The sequence below is a fragment of the Sphaerobacter thermophilus DSM 20745 genome, assembly GCF_000024985.1.
GTDB classification, from domain to species: Bacteria; Chloroflexota; Chloroflexia; order Thermomicrobiales; family Thermomicrobiaceae; genus Sphaerobacter; species Sphaerobacter thermophilus.
Map to the genome: position 1 here is coordinate 1,651,450 of NC_013523.1, position 15,351 is coordinate 1,666,800.

General features: G+C 67.2%; 13 protein-coding genes. 4 read left to right on the plus strand and 9 right to left on the minus strand.

From position 1 onward, the window contains the following. Nucleotides 1-74 precede the first annotated feature (74 nt). The 5 genes from zapE to STHE_RS07625 all read right to left on the minus strand — a co-directional run bounded on the left by zapE (nt 75) and on the right by STHE_RS07625 (nt 5,679). The gene (gene zapE, locus STHE_RS07605) at nt 75-1,064 is read right to left on the minus strand and encodes an AFG1/ZapE family ATPase (RefSeq protein ID WP_012871990.1); all 990 of its coding nucleotides are present in this window, start codon (nt 1,062-1,064) and stop codon (nt 75-77) included. 40 nt (nt 1,065-1,104) lie between these two features. Then, nucleotides 1,105-1,641, minus strand: coding sequence for a type 1 glutamine amidotransferase domain-containing protein (locus STHE_RS07610; protein ID WP_012871991.1), 537 nt, complete (start codon nt 1,639-1,641; stop codon nt 1,105-1,107). A gap of 278 nt (nt 1,642-1,919) precedes the next feature. After that, nucleotides 1,920-3,647, minus strand: coding sequence for an ABC transporter substrate-binding protein (locus STHE_RS07615; protein WP_012871992.1), 1,728 nt, complete (start codon nt 3,645-3,647; stop codon nt 1,920-1,922). Between the two features lie 103 nt (nt 3,648-3,750). Next, nucleotides 3,751-4,662, minus strand: a complete 912-nt coding sequence (locus STHE_RS07620) for an ABC transporter permease (RefSeq protein WP_012871993.1) — start codon at nt 4,660-4,662, stop codon at nt 3,751-3,753. Nucleotides 4,663-4,731: 69 nt separating this feature from the next. Further along, nucleotides 4,732-5,679, minus strand: coding sequence for an ABC transporter permease (locus tag STHE_RS07625; RefSeq protein WP_012871994.1), 948 nt, complete (start codon nt 5,677-5,679; stop codon nt 4,732-4,734). 320 nt (nt 5,680-5,999) lie between these two features. Between STHE_RS07625 and STHE_RS07630 the strand changes: the two genes are divergently transcribed. The 4 genes from STHE_RS07630 to STHE_RS07645 are packed head-to-tail and all read left to right on the plus strand — an operon-like array spanning nt 6,000 to nt 9,737. After that, on the plus strand, nt 6,000-7,595 hold the full coding sequence (locus STHE_RS07630) for an amidohydrolase (protein WP_012871995.1): 1,596 nt from the start codon (nt 6,000-6,002) through the stop codon (nt 7,593-7,595). Nucleotides 7,596-7,652: 57 nt separating this feature from the next. Further along, the gene (locus STHE_RS07635) at nt 7,653-8,345 is read left to right on the plus strand and encodes a metal-dependent hydrolase (protein WP_012871996.1); all 693 of its coding nucleotides are present in this window, start codon (nt 7,653-7,655) and stop codon (nt 8,343-8,345) included. A gap of 13 nt (nt 8,346-8,358) precedes the next feature. Then, nucleotides 8,359-9,309: a hydroxyacid dehydrogenase gene (locus STHE_RS07640; protein WP_012871997.1), complete on the plus strand. Its 951-nt coding sequence runs from the start codon at nt 8,359-8,361 to the stop codon at nt 9,307-9,309. A 41-nt stretch (nt 9,310-9,350) separates the two neighbouring features. Continuing rightward, nucleotides 9,351-9,737: a hypothetical protein gene (locus tag STHE_RS07645; protein WP_012871998.1), complete on the plus strand. Its 387-nt coding sequence runs from the start codon at nt 9,351-9,353 to the stop codon at nt 9,735-9,737. Nucleotides 9,738-9,930: 193 nt separating this feature from the next. On the opposite strand, the gene STHE_RS07650 is transcribed toward STHE_RS07645, so the two are convergent. From STHE_RS07650 to STHE_RS07665, 4 genes are all read right to left on the minus strand, one after another. Then, nucleotides 9,931-11,313: a DUF3536 domain-containing protein gene (locus STHE_RS07650; RefSeq protein ID WP_012871999.1), complete on the minus strand. Its 1,383-nt coding sequence runs from the start codon at nt 11,311-11,313 to the stop codon at nt 9,931-9,933. 295 nt (nt 11,314-11,608) lie between these two features. Then, entirely contained in the window at nt 11,609-13,330 is a 1,722-nt protein-coding gene (gene ilvD, locus STHE_RS07655) for a dihydroxy-acid dehydratase (protein WP_012872000.1), read from the minus strand. A gap of 301 nt (nt 13,331-13,631) precedes the next feature. Next, entirely contained in the window at nt 13,632-14,135 is a 504-nt protein-coding gene (locus tag STHE_RS07660) for an iron-sulfur cluster assembly scaffold protein (protein WP_012872001.1), read from the minus strand. A 103-nt stretch (nt 14,136-14,238) separates the two neighbouring features. Next, the gene (locus tag STHE_RS07665; protein WP_012872002.1) at nt 14,239-15,147 is read right to left on the minus strand and encodes a sulfurtransferase; all 909 of its coding nucleotides are present in this window, start codon (nt 15,145-15,147) and stop codon (nt 14,239-14,241) included. Nucleotides 15,148-15,351: the final 204 nt, after the last annotated feature.

Below are 15,351 nucleotides of genomic sequence, written 5' to 3' on the forward strand. Positions count from 1 at the left end.
CCGACTGGCCCGGTGCAAGCCAGGAGCGCCGGCGCTCCGTGCACCGCGAGCAAGTCTTCTTATTCAAACGATTCCTAGTCCGCCGCCCGCTCCTCCAGGGCGTTGGCCCCGAGCAACTCAATCAAGCGGGAGCGGCAGCGGGCGACGTGCAGGACAAACCGCCGGTCGCCGATGAGGGGGCGCAGGATCGCATCGGGAGCGGGGATCGGTCCCTGAGCGACCAGCGCAACATCTCGGTCGTAGACTCGGTCGATGAAGCGGACGAAGCGCAGGGCGTGGTCGACGTCGTCCAGCACGTCGACGCGGTCAACCTCGATCGTGTCGACCTGATCCAGCCAGGCGGCGTCGTACATCGGGTGGGTGGCGATCAGGAACTGGAGGAGCTGTTCCCAGGTGACACGGAGACAACGCGGCTCGCCACCTCGACGCCCCCGTTGTCGGTTCCCCAAGGTGAGCCGCCGGTCGACGCCGTCCACCCGCAGGATAGTGAAGGCGCTCGCGATCTCCCCCACTTCTCTCCGGAAGTCGTCGCCCGTCAGCGCACTGTTTGAGCTGCCCAGGGGGTCGGCGTTGGCAGTGGCGATGATGCGCGGGGACCCGGCCAGCATGGCGCGCAGGAGGGACACGAGCAGCATGATGTTCGCCGGGTCGCGCAGGTCGATTTCGTCGATGCAGACCAGGCGCTGGTTGGCCAGGAGGCGGCTGAGCCCCGACATACCCAGCGTGCCGGCGGCCGCCGAGAGCTCATCGAAGGTGACGAACAGGCGCGGCTCGGACGCGGAGTTGAACGCCGCGGCCATCAGGTGCGTCTTGCCCACACCAGGCGGGCCGTCCAGGTAGAGACCGCGCGGCGTGGAGTCCGGAGCACGGCGGAACAGCCGCCGACGGGGCGGCTCCGGGTCAAGCATGGCGCGGACCCGCGTGAGCGCTTCCGCCTGTCCGGGGTATGCCGGGTCAGGGCGGTAGTCATCGAGCGACGCCGCGAAGCGCGCCGGCAGCCGGAACTGTGGCCCGCGCACCGCGGCGACGTGCGCTCGTAACTCCGCCAGGCTCACCTCGGGCACGCGGCCCCCCGTGGCTCAGCGTCGGTTGCCACGACCTGATCTACCGCTCGCTCGCGACCGCGGCGAGGTGCCGCGTGATCGCCTCGTTGAACTGCGGCAGGTCGGAGGGGATGCGCGAGGTAATGAGGTTGCCGTCCTCCACCAGCGCCTGGTCAACGTAGGTCGCACCGGCGTTCTTGACATCGTCGCGGATGCCGGCCACGCAGGTGACGGTCCGACCCCGCAGGACGTCGGCGGAGATCAGGAGCTGCGGCCCGTGGCAGATCGCCGCCACCGGCTTGCCCGACTCAACGAATGCGCGGGCGAACGCCACCGGCGCCTCGTGAATGCGCAGGCGCTCCGGGGAACCCCCGCCCGGGATCACCAGCGCGTCGAACTGATCGACGCTCACCTCGTCGAAGGTCGCATCGACCTCAAGGGTCGCGCCCTTCTTGCCCTCGACCGTCCCGCGCTGGAGGCCGATGACCGTCACCTTCGCACCCTGGCTTTCCAGGTGCTGCTTCGGCTCGATCGCCTCGGAGTCCTCAAAGCCGGCCGCGACCACCATTGCTACTCGCTTGCCATCGAGCGTGCTCATCGATAGATCCTCCTTTGGTTGCTACGTCGCACCGGGCCGCGCCGTCGCGCAGCCACCTCCCAGCATAGCAGAGGCGACGGACAGGGTAACTAGCTGCACCCGGCGTGCCGGCATACCGTCGCACCATTGAGGGCACCCGGGGGAGGCCACCCACTGGCCAACCCGACCCGACAACAGTCGCCTCTGCGTACTTGTGAACACGCCCACCCCCTGGCACGGGGATGGGCGTGCGCACAGCAGTGCCGTTCTCGGTCAACCCAACGGCAGAAGCCGCGGCCTTACTTGTCGAGCCACGTCTCGCGCAGGTAGATGCGCGAGAGCGACGGAATCGCCTTGTATCCCTTCACGTAGGTCTGGGACGGCAGGTACTGGTAGTAGCAGTAGTAGGCCAGCACCGGCACCAGCTCGTCCGCCAGCAGCTTCTGGACCTCGTCGTAGATCTTCTTACGCTCCGCCTGATCCGTCTCGGCGCGGCCGCGGTCGAGCAGCTCATCGACACGGGCATCAGCGAGTCCCGAGGCGTTGTTGAGCGACTGGCTGTGGAAGAAGTTGTAGGTGTAGCCGTCCGGGTCCGGCTGGAACGTGTAGATGATGTTCAGCAGGTCGAAGTCGCGGGTCTGGTTGATCGTGTTCAGCAGGTTGCCCCACTCCACCTGCTGGATCTCGACGTTGATTCCCAGAGGCCGGAGCTGGCTCTGCAGCACCTGCGCGTTAGACACGTCGAACTGGTACTGCGGCGAGACGGTCAGCGTGACGTTGAAGCCATCCGGATAACCCGCCTCGGCGAGCAACTGCTTGGCCTTCTCGATGTCCTGCTTGTAGCTCGCGTACTCCGAGACGGGCAGCGCCCAGTTCTTCTCGGCCGCCGGGATGACACCGGAGATCTCGCCGTCACCGAACACCGCCGTGTCGAGGAACTGCTGGCGATCGATCGCGTACGAGAGTGCCTGCCGCACCCGTGGGTCGTTCAGCGGCTCGCGGCGGCAGTTGATGAAGGTGAGGGTGTACGAGGTGCTCAGCCCCTTGTACATCTGGTACCCCTCACCCTCCAGCAGGTCGGCGTTGGTCTTATCGAACAAGCGGGTCATGTCGATCTGCTGGGCCCGGATCGCCGCCATTCGGGACGCCTCGTCCGTGGTGATCTGGAGCACGAGCTCGTCCACCAGCGGCACATCCCCGCGCCAGTGGTCGGCGAAGCGGGTGAAGTTCCCCTGCTGGTTCGTGATGTACTCCTGCAACTGGAACGGACCGGTGCCCATGGCGACGGCCGTCAGGTCGTTGTTGTTCGCCTCGGTGAACGCCTTGGACACGATGGCGGCACCCGGCATCGCCATGAACCCGATCAACGGGGCGAACGGGTTCTTCAGGTAGACGACCAGCGTGCTGTCGTCCTTCGCCTCCAGGCCGTCGATCTGGTTGAACCACACACCACGCGTGCTCTTGACCTCGGGGTCGATCATCCGCTCATAGGAGAAGATGACGTCCTCGACGGTCAGCGGCGAGCCGTCCTGGAACTTGCCCCCCTGCCGGATCTTGAACTCGTACGTCTTCTCATCGATGACGTCGAACGACTCGGCCAGCGAGGGAACCACCTGCAGGTCCGGCGTGAAGTGGAACAGCGTGTCGTAGATGTGCTCGTAGAACATCTGCGACGAGAAGGCGGTAGCCAGGTGCGGGTCCAGGCCCACCGGGGCCGTGTCGATGGCGAACGTCAGCCGGCCGCCCCGCTTGACCTCACCGCTGGACTCTTCCGTCGAGCCGCCCCCGGCGTCCGGCGTGCCGCTGGGCGCCTCAGTGGCACTGCTCCCGCCGCTCGACTGGCCACCGCCAGAACCGCCCTGTTGCGGCGGTGGGGTCGGCTCGGAACCGCAGGCCGCGATGAACGCGCTAATAGCCGCCAGGCCGACCCCGCCACCGGTCAGCCGAGCAAACTGGCGCCGGCTGATCCGGCCCTCCTTGCGGAGCCGGACGAGCTGGTCGAGCAATGCTGTCGTACGGTCTTCCACCGAATCATCTCCTCCACGGGTGACTTCGATACCACTTCGCGGCAAGGTCGTCCATCACTCCTCGCCGCGCCCGGCGCTGACGCGCCTGGTGCCCACGTTTGGATCAACGGACGGTCCGCGGGTCGAGCACGTCCCGCAGCCAGTCCCCCAACAGGTTGAACCCCAGGACCGCGATCATGATGGCGAGCCCGGGGAAGATCGCCGTCCACGGCGCGATCTCGACGAAGCGCCGGCCGCCGCTGAGCATCGCGCCCCAGGAGGGCGTCGGCGGCTGCGCGCCGAGGCCCAGGAAGGAGAGCGCTGCCTCGGACAGGATCGCGAACGAGAGCGCGATCGTCGTCTGGACAATCAACGGCGCCGTCACGTTCGGCAGAATGTGCCGGAAGAGCGTGCGCAGCGGGCGAGCCCCGATCACCCGGCTCGCCTCGACGTACTCGTTGTGCTTTGCCGAGAGGACCGGGCCGCGCACGATGCGCGCGAAGGAAGGCATGTAGACGATGCCGATCGCGATCATGACGTTGTGCAGCGCGGGCCCGAGTACCGCCAGCAGCGCCAGAGCCAGAAGGATGTCCGGGAAGGCGAAGACAATGTCGAGGATCCGGCTGATGACGGCGTCGACCCATCCCTCGGCGTAACCCGCGACAAGGCCGAGCACCCCGCCCACGACCAGTGCGATCGCGACCGCGATCAGGCCCACCTGGAGCGAGACGCGCGCGCCGTAGATCACCCGGCTCATCACGTCGCGCCCGAACTCGTCGGTGCCGAACGGGAAATAGAAGCTCGGCCCGTAGAGACGATACACGGACTGCTCGTACGGGTCGTGCGGCGAGATGAGCGGCGCGACGAGCGCCATGAGCAGCACCAGGGCCACCAGGACCAGCCCGACCTTCCCGCTGGTGCTGCGCGCCAGGTGGCGTCGCGCCCGCGCCCAGACGCTGCGCGAGCGGACACGGTCCTGCGCCCCGAGGGCTGTTACCCCCTTCTGCAGCGTCATCGACTGCCGCACTTCACTCATTGCTCCACCTCGCCTCGCGCGCCCCATCCCCAAGCGGTCGCATCGTTGCGCCCCGACCCGAACGGACGATCATGAGTATCGAATGCGGGGGTCAATGAAGGCATAGAGAAGATCGACCAGCAGGTTGATCACGACGAACGCGAACGTCGTGAAGAGCACGACCCCCTGGATCATCGTGTAGTCGCGCTGCTGGATCGCGTCGATCGCCAGCCGGCCGATGCCCGGTAGGTTGAACACCTGCTCGATGATGATCGCCCCGCCGAGCAGCCTCCCAATCTGGATACCCACCACGGTCACGACCGGAATCATCGCATTCTTCATGGCGTGGCGCAGGATCACCTGGCGCTCCGCCACCCCCTTGGCGCGTGCCGTGTTGATGTACTCGCGGTTCAGCACTTCCAGCAGGGACGAGCGGGTCATGCGCATGGTGATCGCGGCCAGCGCCGCGCCGAGGGCGATCCCCGGCAGAATGAAGATCTGGATGTTACGCCACGGATCGTCGGTGAAGGACACGTACGTCGCCGCGGGGAACCAGCCGAGATAGCGGGAGGTCACCAGGATCAGCAGCGTCCCCAGCCAGAAGTTCGGGACCGACAGTCCGAGCAGGCCCAGTGTCTGAACCCCGGCCTCGGTTCGGGTTCCCGTCTTGAGCGCGGCGATGATGCCCGCCGGGATGGCGATGAGCAGGGCGAAGACGACCGAGAAGGCAGCAAGCTCGATGGTGGTGGGGAGTCGCCCGAGAATCTCGTCCAATACCGGCTTCCCGGTGCGCATTGAATGCCCCAGGTCGCCGCGAACCACGTCACCGGCCCAGAGCAGGTACTGCTTGTACAGCGGCTGGTCGAGCCCGAACAGCCGTCGCAACTCGTCCGCCCGCTCACCACCGGCCACCTCTGTTCCGAGGATCATGTCCACGACGTCGCCGGGGATCAGGCGGATGAGCGCGAATGTGACGATCGAGATGCCCAGCAACACCGGAATCAGTGCCACTAACCGCCGGAGCACGTACCGCAGCATCGCCACCCCACCCGAGAGCCTTCATGGCCGGTGCGCCGTGTCTCGCTTGCACTGGAATGCGGGAGTCTTGCGAGGAAACGAACGCCCTGATGCCGAATAGCCTAACTGGTCCCGTACGGTTCCGGCGGGGATCCTACTACGTGCATCCTCGATCGACAAGCCACGAGCGTGCCGGGTTTCGCTGTTGCGTGGCGCCGCGCTTCTTGCCGGGTGGTGGGAACCACCCTATCATGCAGCGGGGGGTGCCGATACCGTGACAAACCAGCGGGGCTCACGGGACGAATCCGGCGCCCGGGGATGACACCATGAGGGGAGAACCGATGGCAGCGGATGTCGTATTCCTGAATGGACGCGTGGTGACGATGGACCCGGCGCAGCCACGGGCCAGCGGCGTCGCCGTGCTCGGCAACCGGATTCTTGCCGTGGGCGACGATGAGACGATCCGGGCCGCGGTCGGCCCCAACACACGCGTGATCGACCTCGGTGGTCGCACCCTGCTGCCGGGCTTGAACGACAACCACTGCCACCCGGTCTACTACGGTTTCAACCTGGCCAAGATCGACGCCAGCCCGTCCGCAACGCCCACGCTCGACAGCCTGCTGGAGCGCTTCGCCGAGGCCGCGGCGAAGGAGCCCGCCGGGAACTGGATTCAGGGGCGGGGTTACGATGACACGCGTCTCGACGTCAAGCGCCACCCGACTCGCTGGGATCTCGACCGCGTGACGCCCAACCACCCGGCCATCCTGACGCGCACCTGCGGGCACATGTCCGTCGTCAACTCGGTCGCCCTTCGCATGGCCGGGATCACGGCCGAGACGCCGGATCCGCCCGGGGGCCGCATCGTCCGCGACGAGCACGGCGAGCCCACCGGCCTCCTCCAGGAACACGCCCAGGATCTGGTGCGCAAGTTGATCGCGCCGCCCACCGTCGCGGATATCAAGGAGGCGCTGGTCGCCGCCGGTGAGCGCTTCCTCTCGATGGGGATCACCAGCGTGGCCGAGGCCAGCCTACGCACCTCGGACGAGCTGGCTGCGTACCAGGAGCTGCGGCGCGAGGGACGCCTCCCGGTCCGCGTCTACCTCATGATGATCATCGACAACACCCTCGATGCCATGGAGCAGCTCGGGGTGCGCACGGGCTTCGGCGATGAGTGGCTGCGGATCGGCCCCGCCAAGCTCCTGCAAGACGGCAGCGGCGGCGGGCGCACCGCGCTCATGAGCTATCCGTACCCGGACGAGCCGGACAATTACGGCATCGCGGTCTATACCCAGGAGTACCTTGATGAGGCGTTCCGCCGGGCCGCGGCCGCCGGATTCCAGGGTGCGGCTCACGCCATCGGTGACCGCGCCATCGACATGATTCTGACCGCCTTCGAACGGGCGCTCGAAGCACACCCCCAGCCGGATCCCCGCTGGCGCATCGAGCACTGCGGCCTGCTCCGGCCGGATCTGCTGGAGCGCATGCGCCGCCTAAACGTGATCGCCGTGCCGCAGCCCTCGTTCGTCTATTACCTGGGTGACTCGTACATCCGGAACTTCACCAAGGAGGCCCTGGCGCTCTCCTACCCGGCCCGCACTTGGTTCGACATGGGGATCACCGCCGTCGGCAGCTCCGACACGCCGGTCGTTCCGGCCGACCCGTGGGTGAACATCCGCTCGGCGGTGACGCGGCTGACCCAGGACGGCCAGGAGATGGGCGCCGGACAGGCGGTCACGCTGGACGAAGCTCTCCAGATGTTCACCATCAACGGCGCCTACGCCTCCTTCGAGGAGAACATCAAGGGGAGCATCACCCCGGGCAAGCTCGCCGACCTGATCGTGGTCGACCTCGACCCGTACGAAGTCGAGGCCGTGGATTTGCACACGGTCCAGAACGACCTGACCATGGTCGACGGCCGGATCGTCTACGAGCGATAACGGCACAATTTCATCGGAGCCGAGCGAAGCGCAACCGCGTTGAGGGAAGGAGGACGCATGCTAACCATCCGCTATCTGGGCCACTCGGCGTTCGCCCTGGAGGCTGACGGCAAACAGGTGCTGGTTGATCCCTTCCTGACGGGCAACCCCGCGGGTGCCGTCACGGCCGACGAGGTCAATCCGACGACTATCCTCCTCACCCACGCGCACAACGACCACGTCGGGGATACCGTCGAGCTCTCGAAGCGCACCGGCGCCACCGTCTTCGCCACGCACGAGTTGGCCACGTACCTCGGGCAGAAGGGCGCCAACGCGGTCGGCGCCAACCACGGCGGCACGGTCGCCTTCGACGGCGGCACGGCCAAGTTCGTTCCGGCCTGGCACACGTCGTCATACCTGGATGGGGACACATTCGTCGCGCCGGGTGTCCCGGCGGGCTTCGTGGTCCGCTTCGGCGGCCAGACGGTGTACATCGCTGGGGACACGTGCCTCTTCGGCGACATGGCGCTGATCGGGGAGGAAGGACTGGATATCGCGATCCTTCCCATCGGTGACCACTTCACGATGGGCCCCGCCGACGCCGTCCGGGCCGTCAAGCTGCTCAAGCCCAAGGTGGTGATCCCGTGTCACTACAACACGTTCCCACCGATTCAGCAGGATCCGGAGCAGTTCAAGCGGGACGTGGAGGAGCAGACCGGGGCGACCTGCGTGATCCTGAAGCCAGGGGAGGCTTACCAGGCGGGTTCGTAAAGGAGCGACGTCCATGGAGGGGGCCGGTCAGCCGCGCATCCTCGTTTGCGATCCGATCGACGATGGTGCCCTCGACCTCCTGCGGCGACATGCCCGCGTGGACGTGCGCACCTCGCTCGCCCCTGACGAGCTAGTCGATATCGTCGGCGGCTACGACGGCCTGGTCGTGCGCGGCACCACCCAGATCACCAGCGAGGTGATCGAAGCCGCAACCGCGCTGCGCGGCATCGCCCGCGTCGGCTTCGCCGTCGACAACATCGACATCGACGCCGCCACCGAACGCGGCATCGTCGTGGTGCACTCGCCCGGAGCACGCACGTACGCGGTGGCGGAAATGACCATCGGATTGATACTCGCCGTCCTGCGGCACATCCCGGCGGCCGACCGCTCGGTCAAGGCCGGCCGCTGGGAGCGCCGCGCCTTCCGCGGCCGGCAACTGCGGGGTGCCACGGTAGGCGTCATCGGCTATGGGCGCATCGGCCGCGAGGTGGCTAGGCTCGCCCACGCCTTCGGCGCCACGGTGAAGGCGTACACCCAGACGCCCCGCCCCCTGGAGCACGCCAAGCAGGTCGATTTCCAGGCACTGCTCGCCTCGAGCGACATCATCACCCTGCACGCAACCCTGACATCCGCCACCCGGCAGCTGATCAACCGGGAAGCAATCGAGCAGATGCGCGACGGGGTGGTGATCGTGAACACGGCCTCGGGCGGACTGATCGACGAGGCTGCCCTGCTGGAGGCACTCGACCGTGGTAAGGTAGCAGGGGCGGGGCTCGATGTCTTCGCCGACGAACCGCCGTCCCTGCGGGCACTCGTCGAACACCCTCGCGTCGTGACGACGCCGCGGATCGGCGGCAGCACCCAGGAGGCCGACCGAGCCGTCAGCGAGCTGGCCCTCCAGAGCCTGCTCGCGGTGCTGCGCGGCGAGCAACCCGCGGTCGCGGTCAACCCGCAAGGGCGCTGACGGCGGCCACCCCGCCACGACATCGAGCGGGAGCGCATCCGATGGACGAGACGAATGGGACGCGGGAGCAGGCCCGGGTCGACCGGGCTACGCTCACTGCCGAGATGACACGCACCGCGTTCCAGCGCAAGGCTGTGTCTCACCTTTCGCCTGATGAGGCGCTGGAAGACGCGATAGCGTTCTTCAAGGCCCGCGGCTACCGGGCGGGCCGCACCGGTCGTCCGAACCAGATCTACATCATGGGTGGCCGGGAAGGGATTCTGCCGCGGGTCACCGCGGAGATCCTGGCGCAGGGGAACGTGGGCAAGGCCAAGACCACGATGCTCACGATCAGCGGCTTCGGCGAGCACCTGCGCAACCACCTGCAGGCGTACACCGAGCACGTCCGCGAGCAGCGCCGTCTCGCTCGCCAGCGCGACGCTGGCTGAACCCACGTGCAACCCGGGAGTACTGGCGCTGTACCGAGCCGCACCCCTTCCTGTCACGAATCACCCCTCTCCCAACTTTGGGAGAGGGGTCGGGCGTGAGGGCCTTCTCACCGACCGGGGCCGGGCGCCTCTTCGTGGAACGCCCGAGCCCCTGACGCATGACGCATGACGGGTGACGGAGGACTCTGGACGCCTAGTCCCCCGCCGCGGCGTACAACTCGGCCGCGGACCGGGCGGTCTTCCAGCCGACCACACCGGCCAGTCGTTGCGTGAACTCGCCCCTCACGTCGGTGCCGCACAGCTCGTCGATCAGGCCCGCTGCGTGGAGGGCGGAACGCACGCCGTAGGCCGCTTCGAGGCGGGTCAGATCCTCCCAGTAGAAGGCGCAACTCGCGTACATGGCGAGGCGGCTCTGCTGCGCCCGCATCAGCGTTGCGATGATCTCTGCGTCCGGTCCCGTCTCGGGCAGCCCATGCGACCGCAGCCACGCCGGGAGTTCCACCGCGCCGATAACGACATCGACGTAGCGATCGCGCAGCGCCCAGATGTCGGGGACGATCCCGGCGGCCTGCTGATCCGTCAGCGCGTCGATCCGCTCGGCAAGCGCGTCGAAGGCCGCACGGAGCCCGGCCTTCCAGTGCCCGCCGCCCGGCGTGCAGGCGCAGTCACCCCGCCAGCGCAGCAACTCGTGCGGGCAGCCCCATGAGCTCCGCTCCCGGATGCCGGTCTCCCGCCGGGGCGGGTTCAGCGCGAGGTAGTGCTCGAGCGACACCGGTTCGATCCCGGCCTCACCCGCGCGCCGGTAGAGCAGATCCTGGAGGAAGTAGTCCTTGAACCGGTGGTGGTGGCCGTAGACCTCGCCGTCGCTGGCGATCAGCACCAGCGGATCACCGCTCCCCGCCGGCACATCGACGAAGCGCGGCAGGATGAAGCGGTCGACGAAGGCCGGCGCCGAGTCGGTCGAGATCGGATCGAACGATACGGTGCCCGACAGCGGCCCCTCGTAGAAGACCACCGTGAAGGTGCGGCCGCTCGGCAGTGGTACCCGGTAGGCGAAGCGCGTATCGACCGGGCCGGCCGCCTGCTCCGGGCTCAGGATCGTGAACTCCAGCCCGGCGTCGGCACACGCCTCCAGCGTCGCCAGATCGACCGCCGTTTCGGGCAGCCAGATCCCCTTTGGGTGACGGCCGAAGGTGTGCTCGAACCAGCGAACGCCCCAGGCGATCTCGGTGTGCCGGTCGCGCTCAGTCGCCAACGGCAGGATCGTGTGGTGGAAACTCTGCATGACCGCGTTGCCGTGCCCGGTGCGCCGCACCGCGTCGCGGTCGGCCTCGACGATCCGCTCCAGCACCGCCGGATGGTGGCGGGCCATCCAGAGCCCGAGCGTCGGCCCCAGATCAAAGCTCATGCGGTCGAAGTTGCCGTGCTCAGCGTTCGGCCGGTAGCACTCAGCCAGGATCTTCTCGTTGAAATCGTGGAATGGCTCAGCGCCCGGCTCGCGCGGCACCTGTCCGGTCGCCGGGTCCTCGCGCGGGGGCTGATAGAAGTGACCATGAACCGTCAGAAAGCGTCGCATCGCGTAAAGGTCCTCGGTGTCCTTAGTCCGGAGTTCGCAGCGTGGCACTCCAGCCACTTGTCCGGTCTAAGTGTACATCCAAGTGCCCGCGATCACGCCCCCTATTCGTCCCGGTCGGTGCGTCCACGTCCGTTCGCGGTAGAGTGCTCCCGCTGACGCGACGCACGTCGCCACATCCCCGGCGGTGGTCGTTGATATCGCGAAATCCGCGCCGGGGTTGTTCCCGGCGCGGATTTCACCTGACGGGCGGTGGGTGATCGAGGATCGACCCACCGCGGTCACCATGGACGCGTGGCTAGTCCGCCGGCGTGGCAACCGGTGCGGGCTCCTCCGCTTCCGCGTAGGGGTCGCGGAGCACCGCGCCGGTGTTAGCCGAAGTCACGAGGTGCGCGTACCGCCGGAGGAAGCGGCTGTCGATCGGCTTGCGCAGCGGCCGATGCGCCTTCCGGCGCAGAGCCAGATCCAGCTCATCAAGCTCGACGTCCAGGCGGTTGTTCGGGATGTCGATGCTGATGATGTCGCCGTCGCGCAGCAGGCCGATCGGCCCCCCGGCCGCCGCCTCGGGAGAGACGTGCCCGATGCACGCGCCGCGGGTCCCGCCGGAGAAGCGTCCGTCGGTGATGAGCGCCACGTCCTTGCCCAGGCCCATCCCCATCAGGTTGGCCGTCGGGGCGAGCATCTCCTGCATACCCGGCCCGCCCTTGGGCCCCTCGTAGCGGATGACCACTACGTCCCCGGGGACGATCTTGCCCGAGAGGATCGCGCTGCAGGCGTCCTCCATCGACTCGAACACACGCGCCGGGCCACGATGCGTCAGCATCTCCGGATCGACTCCGGCCGTCTTCACCACGGCGCCGTCCGGCGCGAGGTTGCCGAACAGGATCGCCAGGCCACCGCGCTCGCTGTACGCGTTCTCCAGCGGCCGGATGACCTCCGGGTCGCGAATCTCAGCGCCTTCGATGTTCTCGCCCAGCGTCTTCAGGGTGACTGTCATCTGGTCCAGATCGAGCACGCCAGGCTTGCGCGAGATCTCCTTCAAGATGGCGCTGATCCCGCCTGCCCGGTGCACGTCCTCGATGTGCCAGTGCGACGCCGGGCTGACCTTGCAGATATGCGGCACCCGCGCCGAGACCTCATTGATCCGCTGCAGCGGGTAGTCCAGCCCCGCCTCGTGCGCCAGCGCCAGGCCGTGCAGCACCGTGTTCGTCGAGCCACCCATCGCCATATCGAGCGCGAAGGCGTTGTCGAGCGCCTCTTGGGTGACGATCTTCCGCGGGGTCAGGTCCGCTTCCAGCACCGCCATCACCTGCCGCGCCGCCGCCCGCGCCAGTTCGTCACGCTCCGGCGTGTTCGCGAGGATCGTCCCGTTGCCGGGTAGCGCCAGGCCCAGCGCCTCCAGCAGGCAGTTCATCGAGTTGGCGGTGAACATCCCGGAGCACGACCCGCAGCTCGGGCAGCCGTACTGCTCCAGCAGGCGCAGCTCCGCGTCGTCGATCTTCCCCGCCTGGTAGGCGCCGACCCCTTCGAACACCGAGATCAGGTCCACCTTGCGCCCGTCCGGCATCGTCCCGGCGGGCATCGGGCCGCCGCTGATGAACACCGTCGGGATGTCGAGCCGCATGGCGGCCATGAGCATCCCGGGCACGATCTTGTCGCAGTTGGGAATGCAAATCATGGCGTCGAACTGATGGGCCCGGATCATCGCCTCCACCGAGTCGGCGATGATCTCCCGGCTCGGCAGCGAGAACTTCATCCCGATGTGGCCCATAGCGATGCCGTCGTCGACGCCGATGGTGTTGAACTCGAACGGCACGCCACCCGCCTCGCGCACCGCCTCCTTCACCACCTGTCCAAAGCGCTGGAGATGCACGTGGCCCGGGACGATATCGACGTAGGAGTTCACGATGGCGATGAACGGCTTACCGAAGTCCTCCTCCGACCGGATCGCACCGGTGGCGCGCAGCAGACTCCGGTGCGGCGCTCGCTCGAACCCTCGCTTGATGATGTCGGACCGCATTCTCACGCATTCCTCCCCAGCGCATGCGGGCGGGCACGACCCTCCTCAGGCGCTCCTCCGACGAGGTTCAATCCACCGCCGCAATGCATCGGCGCGACAAGTGCAGTGATTATAGCGGGACACCGAGCGGAGACAATCGGCCGCCGACAGACGGAAGCGGCACTCGGCGGCGTACGGGCAGGTTGGACCGTGAAATCGTGAGCGCGGGCGTCCTCAGCCGCCCCTGATAAACAACACCCCTCTCCCGACGTCGGGAGAGGGGCTGGAGGTGACGGCCGTCTTATCAGCCGTTGGAGCATTCCTAATGTGATCGGGCTGCTTCGTCGTCGGCCTGTTCCAGAGCCGCCTCGCCAGTGACGATGCCCATTTCCTCGTTCTCGGCCTCGATGGCATCGAGCCGCGCATCGGCTAGCATCCGATCCCGCAGGTACTTCTGGACCGCCGCCTTGAGCGTCCCGAGGGCCAGCGTGGCGCACTTGGGTCGAGACTGCACCGCCTCCGCGCCCAGGATGTCCATCATGGCGTGGTAGTCCGTGTTGACGATCGTGTCGAGATCCCACTTCTCGTCGTGGATCATCTCCATCAGGATGGAGGCAGCCGCCTGGCTGATGGTGCAGCCCTCACCGACGAACGACACGTCCTTCACCGACTTGCCGTCCTCATCCACCGTCAGGTAGACCGTGATCACGTCGCCACAGCCCGGGTTACCACCCGGCATCACGACGTCGGCCCCTTCGTCGGCGTGACGGTGCCGCGGGTGCTCGTAGTGATCCAACAGCATCTCGATCTGTTCCTGACGGTCCATCGGTGTCCTCTCTGTCGGCCTGGCCGCTCGTCGCTCTCATCCCCGACGGGCAGGGCGCCGGTCGGCGCCCTGCCGTGATTCTGTAATCCTATCAGGCCAGACGCTATTTCTCGATCGGCACGCCCACGACGTTGCCCCACTCCGTCCAGGAGCCGTCGTAGTTGCGCACCTTCGGGTAACCCAGCAGCTCGTGGAGGACGAACCAGCTATGCGCCGAGCGCTCGCCGATCCGGCAGTAGACCACGATGTCCTTGTCGGGCGTGATCCCCTCGTTGCGGTACAGCTCGCGCAGCTCGTCCCCCGTCTTGAAGGTGCCGTCCTCGTTGACTGCGCGGGCCCAGGGGATGTTCTTCGCCCCGGGGATGTGGCCACCGCGCTGCGCCCCTTCTTGCGGGTAATCCGCCATGTGGAGCAGCTCGCCGCTGTACTCGGCCGGGGAGCGGACGTCAACGAGCGGCAGGCTCGGCCCGACCTTCCGCCGACCCTCGTAGCCGATGTGCTTCAGCACGTCGTCGCGGAAGGCGCGCAGTTCCTCTCGGATCGCCCGCGGCGTCCACTTCGCCGGCGGGTAGCTCGGCACCTCACGGGTGAGCGGGCGTCCCTCGGCCTCCCACTTCTTGCGGCCCCCGTCCATGATCTTCAGGTGATCGTGCCCCATGTACTTGAAGAACCAGTAGGCGTAGGCGGCCCACCAGTTGTTCTTGTCGCCGTAAAAGACCACGGTCGTGTCGTCGCCGATCCCCAACCGCGACATCAGCGCGGCAAACGCCTCGGGGCCAATGAAATCGCGCACCACCGGATCTTGTAGGTCCTGATGCCAGTCGATCTTCACCGCCCCTGGGATGTGCCCGATGTCGTAGAGCAAGACGTCCTCGTCCGACTCAACGATCCGGATCGACGGGTCGTTGAGGTGCTGCGCGACCCATTCGGTCGTCACCAGCACGTCGGGATTGGCATAGCCCCGCGCTGCGATCTCCTCCGAGACGGCGGGGGGCACCGACGATTGAGACATCTTGGCCTCCTTACGCTAACACGCGGCACGGCCGGCGCGAACGGTACCTCGGCCCGGGAACGCCGGTTCTTGACTCTGACAACCACGCCGGCACCCGGTCCTATTCCCACCCGGCCCGTCGCCGCAACAGTCGCACCAAGAGTGGTTGACGAATCCCGACTACCAGAGTATGGTATACCACGGTGGCAGTAGGAATCATTCCTA